6 protein-coding genes are annotated in these 7,574 nt (G+C 48.8%); 2 read left to right on the top strand and 4 right to left on the bottom strand.

Features of this window, described 5'->3' with window-relative positions; genetic code table 11:
• On the bottom strand, positions 1 to 984 hold a 984-nt coding region (gene hpnA / locus V6C93_RS31235; protein WP_333480576.1), incomplete at its 3' end, for a hopanoid-associated sugar epimerase.
• The gene (locus tag V6C93_RS31240) at positions 984 to 3,764 is read right to left on the bottom strand and encodes an efflux RND transporter permease subunit (RefSeq protein ID WP_333480577.1); all 2,781 of its coding nucleotides are present in this window, start codon (positions 3,762 to 3,764) and stop codon (positions 984 to 986) included. The genes V6C93_RS31240 and hpnA, both read right to left, overlap by 1 nt.
• Before the next feature lie 351 nt (positions 3,765 to 4,115).
• On the opposite strand from V6C93_RS31240, the gene V6C93_RS31245 reads away from it, so the two are divergent.
• Entirely contained in the window at positions 4,116 to 4,973 is an 858-nt protein-coding gene (locus V6C93_RS31245) for a ferritin-like domain-containing protein (RefSeq protein ID WP_333480578.1), read from the top strand.
• Positions 4,974 to 5,308: 335 nt separating this feature from the next.
• Here the strand turns inward: V6C93_RS31245 and V6C93_RS31250 are convergent, their stop codons facing one another.
• Positions 5,309 to 5,671 (bottom strand): Uma2 family endonuclease, encoded by a 363-nt coding sequence (locus V6C93_RS31250; protein WP_333480579.1) that lies wholly within the window; start codon positions 5,669 to 5,671, stop codon positions 5,309 to 5,311.
• Between the two features lie 63 nt (positions 5,672 to 5,734).
• On the opposite strand from V6C93_RS31250, the gene V6C93_RS31255 reads away from it, so the two are divergent.
• Positions 5,735 to 6,424: a phosphorylase gene (locus V6C93_RS31255; protein WP_333480580.1), complete on the top strand. Its 690-nt coding sequence runs from the start codon at positions 5,735 to 5,737 to the stop codon at positions 6,422 to 6,424.
• 127 nt (positions 6,425 to 6,551) lie between these two features.
• Here V6C93_RS31255 and V6C93_RS31260 read toward each other — a convergent pair.
• Positions 6,552 to 7,574 (bottom strand): CHAT domain-containing protein (locus V6C93_RS31260; RefSeq protein ID WP_333480581.1); only part of this gene is annotated, 1,023 nt, incomplete at its 5' end.

Genomic DNA, 7,574 nt, shown 5'->3' on the forward strand with positions numbered 1-7,574 from the left:
GACATATCCCTGCTCGACAAACCAATCTACCGCATCCTTGAGTGCCGTTTCTAGAGGAGACTGAGGTAAGCCCAATTCTCGAACAGCTTTCGAGGCATCATAATACATCTTCTGACGCGCCATCCGCACGCCATCTAAGGGAACGTCAGGCGTTTTACCCAACGGCGCGAGGATTCGTTCGTCAATCCAAGCCACACTCAACGGTAACCAAGCCGGTACCGTGTGTTTTGGGGCGCTGATTCCTGTAAGTTGGGCGAGTTGATCGAGGAGTTGTTTTAATGTGAGGTTTCGATGTCCTAAAATGTAGCGATCGCCTGTTTTCCCTCGTTTGAGTGCTAGCAGGTGTCCCCATGCCACATCCCGCACATCGATAAAATTTAGCCCCGTATCCAAATAAAAGGGCATTTCCCGCCGCAAAAAGCGTAATATTATATCACCCGTTGGCGTCGGTTTAATATCAAATGGGCCAATGGGACTGCTAGGATTGACGATAATGACATCTTGACCCGCCTCAACGGCTTTCCGAGCTTCCTGCTCTGCCAGGAATTTAGACTTTTTGTAGTGACCGACCAAGGTATCCACAGGGCTTTGATGGGTTTCATCCACAATTTCACCTGGGGCACCCACCCCAATAGCAGCAACGGAACTGGTGTAAACCGTTCGCTCAATCCCTACTTGACGAGCAGCTGCTAGAACATTTCGGGTTCCCAGCACATTATGGCGATAAAGTGCCTCTTGGTCAGCTTGCCATAGGGAATAGTGAGCCGCAACGTGAAAGAGTGCCTGACACCCCTCCATTTGCCGCCCTAACTCGGTATCGTTCAAATCCCCTTGGACAATCTCTACATCCAGACTTTGCAGATTATCTAAGCAACTGCTGGGACGGACAAGGGCTTTCACGGCATACCCTTCTTGTATCAGCAACCGCACCAGATTAGCACCGATAAACCCCGTTCCTCCCGTAACAAAAACCTGCGTTACCATCAGACAAACCCCTTACCTTTGGAGAATCGGTGCCGTATATCGTCCAGCAAAGCATAGACAACCGGAACAACAATCAGGCTCAACAACGTGGACGTTATCAATCCACCAATAATTGCCACTGCCATTGGTGCCCGTAACTCGGCACCAGCCCCCAAACCTAATGCCAGTGGCAGCATCCCCAGAATAGTAGAAGCTGTGGTCATTAGAATGGGTCGCAGCCTTACGGGGCCTGCTTGGAGGATGGCTTCGGTGCGATTTAGCCCCGATTTCCGCAACTGATTGATGTAATCCACAATCAAAATGGCATTTTTGTTGATGAGACCCATCAAAAAGATGATACCGATTAGGGAAATCATGCCGAAGTCACTGTGGGTTATCAGTAGCCCTAGCATTGCCCCCACAATGGATAGCGGCAAAGAGAAGATAATCACTAAGGGGTCGAGCCAGCTTTTGAACAGCAATACCAGCACCAAAAAGATGCACAAAATCGACAGCCCCAACGTTGTACCAAAACTACCCAAAATCTGACTACTGCGGGCTGAGTCTCCCCCCAAATCCAGTTTGATTCCAGGAGGAAGAACCGCTTTGGCTTCTGCCACCATTCGGTCAGTGGCATTTCCCAGAGTGGAGTTCTGTCCTAGGTTGGCGCTCACATCAGCCGATCGCCGAGTATTATTATGCTGAATTTCCAAGATGGTTCCTTCTTGGTTGGCTTCCGAAGAGGAGGTCACATCTGCAAACCCTGGTAGTTTCTTAAGTCGGTCTCTGAGCGTATTAGCCGTGCGGTTGAGTTCTTCAAGGTTTTCGCCGAGCAGAGCTACCTTGAGGGGTTTGTCGCCACCCGTATCCACAAATTGAATATCTTCAATGCTCGTCGTCACACCAGAAAGCTTGGGCAACGAGGTGCGTAACTGGTCTTGCACGGCGGTCGTATCGAGGGTGCGCTTCTCCTTGAGCTTCACATAGAGCTTGCCTTTATTCGGTTCACCCTGACGCGACCCAACGATGGTAAAGACATCCTCCACTTCAGACGATTTCCGCACAAAATCATCCAACTTCTTGGCAACTTGCAGGGAGTCATTCAGGGGATTGAACGCGGCTAATGCTGCACCTTGAGATTTCTGCAATGCCTGTAAGTCCTGAGGTGAAGGAGAACGTCCTTCGGCACCTTGAGATTTGCGCAACGCTTCTAAATCCTGAGGTGAAGGAGATGTACCTGCATCCGGAGGCGATGATGTCTCACCCGAACCAGCCGCCAGTTCTTTGGGAATGGTGGGTAAAGGAGCCGTATAAGTAATATTGAACTCTCCGCGATCGAGTTTGGGAATAAACCCTTTGGGAATCAGTGGAATGAGTCCTAAACCAATCACTAAACTCAAAGCCGCTAATCCTAGCACTATCCCTCGGTGATTCAAAGACCAAGCGAGTAAGTTTCGGTACCCTTGCTCAAAGCGAGACCCCTTATTCTCTTGTTCTGAGCGGTTGGCGGTTTTGGGTTTAAGCCAACGAGACGCTAGTAACGGCGACAGAGTCCGAGCCACTAATAAAGACGTAAGCACCGATGCCGAAACAGTGATACCAAAGGGCTTAAAAAACTGACCCACTACACCTCCCATCAAACCCACCGGCAGAAAAACCGCCACGATGGTAAAGGTTGCCGCAGAGACGGTTAATCCAATTTCATTGGTTGCTAAAATTGATGCCTGACGTGGCGTTTCCCCATTTTCAATATGCCGGGTGATGTTCTCTACATCCACGATCGCATCATCGACGATAATTCCTATTACCAGTGCCAGTGCCAGCAGTGTAATGGTTTCGAGATTGAAGCCAAACATCGCCATGACGATAAACGTCCCCAACAAGGAGATAGGAATCGCCAGTGCTGTAATTAGCGTTGCTCGTAGGTTCCACAGGAAGGGGAAGATGATTACGACAGACAACACGACTGCCTGAACCAGTGCATCAATTGTCGCGTGAGTGGCCTCACGAATATAGTCAGCCTGAGTCGAAGCGAGAGTAAGTTTTACACCAGAAACGGTAGATTTGAGCTTTTCGACCTCTTTCTCCACCTTGTTCACCACATCCAGCGTGTTAGCATCGCCTCGTTTGATGACTTGAAAAGCTAGAGCCTCTTGTCCATTGAACTGAACCAACGTCGCCCCTTGACCTAAGGCATCACTCGCTGATGAGAGAGAGACAGGAGCTTTCGGGGGTTCACCCAGCAGCTCAACTTTGAGAACTCCCGGTATCCGGGAGATGCTAGGCACAATCTTGTCTTTGGCGAGTTTCGCTAAGTCAGTCAATTTTTGGGACGAACTTTGAATTGCGTAACTAACAACAGCGGACTCGTTTAAGTTGAGGGGAATGACTTTAAACGTGGCTTTCGCAGGTAGTTTCAAATTCTTCAGTGACGTTTCCACCTGACGACTCACGTTTTCCAGGTTTGTCCCCACGGCAAACGACAAACTGACGACACTTTGACCGGGGTACGAAGAGGAGCGGCTCTCATCCAGTTTTTCTAGGGATTTAAGTTGCTGCTCAATCGGGTTAGTGAGCTGACGCTCAGTCTCCAGAGCCGTCTGGAGTGGGGCTGAAGCATTTACCACAACCACCGGAAAGGTAATGTCCGGGAACAGCGCGTACTTTAGAGACGTGAAAGCTAGAATCCCAGCTACCGTCACGGCGAGCCAAAAGCTGATACTGAACCAAGGAAACTCGATCGCTAACTTGGAAATATTAAATCGCTCTCGGATGGATTTTTTGCGAGTCGGCTCTACCATTTGGGAAGACAGTATCGTGTAGTCTACAGGATATCTATGACATCCTATCGTTCTGACCTTAGCTTTTTGAGATTCTGTCCTATGAGAAAAACTTAGGCATCCTCCAACAGGACATTGTTGGAACTGTGTGAAGGGCTCTTGACAAACAAGTTTGAGGAAGAGTTTGTGCTTGATGCTACTGTAAAAGTTCGCTAATCTCAGATAGCACTAGAGCCTATCCGGACAGGGGAGATGAGATGTGACATCCCTGAGCAACACGAATTTTACTGATGCAATCAAGGATTTTTCCGATCATCTCTACAATCAACCACTCTGCCCGACTAACTGAACCTTTAGAATTGGACCTGAGAGATGAACCTTGGATCTGAGGCACATAAGGAGCTATTCTGCCGCAGTTTTATGGAGAGCCATCTGCGGTATGAGCCAAGTCAGCTTCCTTGGCCTGAACTCGACGCCCCAACGCTGGAGCGACTGCGGGGCATTCCGTTCTGGCAGAAAGCTCTGGAGACTGAGCGGCAAGCTGGAGCCTTGGTGGCGGCTTATACTAACTTGGTGGACGACCCCGTTTTGAAAGAAGCGATCGCACTCCAAGGTGAAGAAGAAGCACGTCACGCCCGACTCATTGCAACACTCATTGACCGCTATGGCATTGAGATGGGAGAACTTGCCCCAATAAATCTTTCCCACAACATTGAGCAACACTTCACCCACTTTGGCTTTGAAGAATGCCTGGATTCCTTCTTCGCCTTTGGTCTATTTGGCGTTGCCCGTGAAGCTGGCCTATTCCCAGAGCAATTTTTCACCATCTTCGACCCCATCCTGGACGAAGAGGCACGTCATATTGTGTTCTTTGTTAACTGGTTTACCTACCTACAAATCCAGCGCGGTCAAGGATTTGCCGGACTAAGAGCCACAAAAACTCTATGGCACTATGGCATTGCCCTCCGCAGCTTGCTCGACGCTGTTAGTAGTGGAGAGACAAATGGGGACGGGTTCACGGCAACTAGTGCCAGTGCCTTTACCCTGGATTTGACCCTTGAAGGATTTCTCTCTACTTGCCTTCAGGAGAACCAACGCCGAATGAGTAAATTCGACCCACAACTGCTTCAACCTAAATTGCTGCCCAGACTGACAAGCATTGCCCTGCGAACACTTCAGTTGAAGCCTCAGCGCAAATCCCCCGTGGTGGAAAGTCCTAATCCGAGTTAGAACAAGGGTTCTACTCCGAATTGAGGCAATTTCCTAATCTGAAAACTAGAGCAGGATTTGAAACCTAAGAACTTCATCAAACGTTGAGAAAACGCGCTCTCGTTGGCAACGAGAGCGTTAAAGTACCTGAGTTTCCCACGCCGAGAATAGACCTCTTTCATAAATCCTGAAATGCCCCCTAAATCCCCCAATCCTGGGGGACTTTGAATATATTATCACCCCAAATTTGGTGGGCTGAGGGGGCAAAAATTGACTTTTGCAAGAGACATTCATGAGCGTACCGCTCACACACCAGGATGAAAGGAGACTTTCAAAACAGGTCTAATCATGAGTTGCTATTGATTTGTAATTTTTCTGATTCGTATCCAAGCTTTGGTAAATCCTGGATTGACTACCTCATCGTTGCGTCCTTCATTGAAAACAGGTTGTCCTTCAATAACCATTAGATCTGGGTAAGTTTCCCGCCGATATCGAGGAATCCACAACCGTAAATCGCCCATAAATGGTTCTGCATCCTTCCCTCGTAAAGCGAATTTTAAGAACGTGCAGATATTGACAGCAATCCGGTTATGATTAATCGTGCAAACTGTCATCGGGACAATTTCTCCGTCGCGGTACTCACTTCTAAATTCAGCAGTTTCTTCTAATTGCCGATACTCCTCTAGAGTGTAGAAGCGTTGCTGCATCTGAGTTACCATTTCTATCTCTTAGTCAGTTAAAATTTCTAACTTGTAACCCGTAACCTGTTAACCCATTCTCCATTGCTCCAAACAATTTTGGTTCCTCAAGGAGCCGAGTACAAGGCTGTCTGTCGAGGCTTAAGGCGTGTTAAGTCTCCAAAACCGTCGGTGGTACCCATTCCTGTTGGCCCTAAACCTGTCACTCAGGTTCTAGAAGGATGGCAACAAACAGAGGATTTTCGGAAGGGGAAGTCTTCTGGCATCTTAGTTATGGGTCTATGTGGGAGTTTGTCACCACAATTGGGTATCGGGGATATTGCTATCTATCATAGTTGTGTACACAAGTCAAGTATAGAGACTCCCGTCGTGCGCCCGTGCGATCGCGAACTCACCACTTTATTGCAGCAGAAACTCAAAGAAGGGGTGTCCTTGGTGAGGGGATTAACGAGCGATCGCATCATTTTCTCTGCCGCAGAAAAACGCCATCTCGGTCAACTCTACGATATCCAGGTGGTTGATATGGAAGGATTTGCGGTTTTGGAGGTTCTCTCGCGATCGGGGGTGGCAGTGGGGATGGTACGAGTCATCAGCGATGACGTTCATCACAACCTGCCAAATCTCACCTCTGCACTGAGTTCAGATGGTTCCCTTCAACCTTTGCCCTTAGCCATGAGTATGATGCAGCAACCTATTGCCGCTACTCGTCTGATTCGGGGAGCGATGCACGGGTTGCGCGTGTTACAGAATGTGACAACAAGACTGTTCTCTTAATCATATAGCCCTTCTCAATTAGATATAGAGAGAGGCGTTGATTCTTACTCCCCTTCCCTTGTAGGGAAGGGGTTGGGGATTAGGTTTGTCCGATGTGCACGCGCGTAACCTGAGAACTGCTATAGTGCTACCAAGGATTGCCAATTAAAGTGAAAGCACTCCAGTAGGAAGGACGTGTCAAGTCTATATCTCCCAAAGCGGCAAGCTCCGGCGGTAAAGGAAAGCTGCCCTGGTTGGTGACAAGTTTACCGCCCTCTAATCTCACTTCACCCTTAAGCATGGCTAACTGAGCAAGTCTGAGCGCCTCAGCTTTCATCGGGACTTGTTTGAGTTGCTCATAGAATTCAGTCATTAAACCCAGTGTCCCTTCATCGCTGACGTACCACAAACTTGCTAAGACAGTCTTCGCTCCAGCTTGCGCTGCCAACCCCGCAAATCCCAATTCATTCTGCTCATCCCCTAACGCTGTGCGACAAGCACTCAAAACTAACAGTTCTACAGGGGGTTTATTCAACCCCATCTGCCGCAGTTGTGCTAATCGCAGTTGGGTATCCCATAGTTGGAGATAGGATTTTTCTGGCGCTCCAGGTAGATACTGGGCATGGGTGGCTAGATGGATAATGCCAAAGGGCTGGGAATCTCTAGCGGCTTGTAAATTGGATAGAGTAAAGTGGTCATTGAGGAAGGATTTTCCTGACCAGAGTTTACCTGTGATGACGGACAATTCTACAGGTACAGAGGGTAAAGGACTCTTGTCCGCAAATTTCTCGATACCCATTGCTAAGACAGAAGAATTCCTTACATCCGAGTAGCGGGTATCGGTGAGGGAAAGGCTGGGCATTAAGCTAACACTGTAGCGTTCGATAATAAACTGTTTGCCATCGTGCAGGGCAGCTAAGGGGATACTGCGTAATCCGGCGTCCATGATGTAGGCAAGATTGTGAATGTGTAGCTGTTGTAAGTCAGGTTCTATAGGAGCTACCAGCCACTCATACATTTTTTGGGCGGGAGCCAGGGAGCCCGTGCGATCAGTGGGATCGGTTAACTTGCTCCGAAATTCCTTGACCATACGGAGGACTTCGGCTCTGGTAGCCGACGTGGAGCGGCGAATCGGGTTTCCTTGGGATGTGATGAGAATGAGTTCCAGGCG

The organism is Allocoleopsis sp., from assembly GCF_036703385.1.
Taxonomy (GTDB): Bacteria; Cyanobacteriota; Cyanobacteriia; order Cyanobacteriales; family Coleofasciculaceae; genus Allocoleopsis.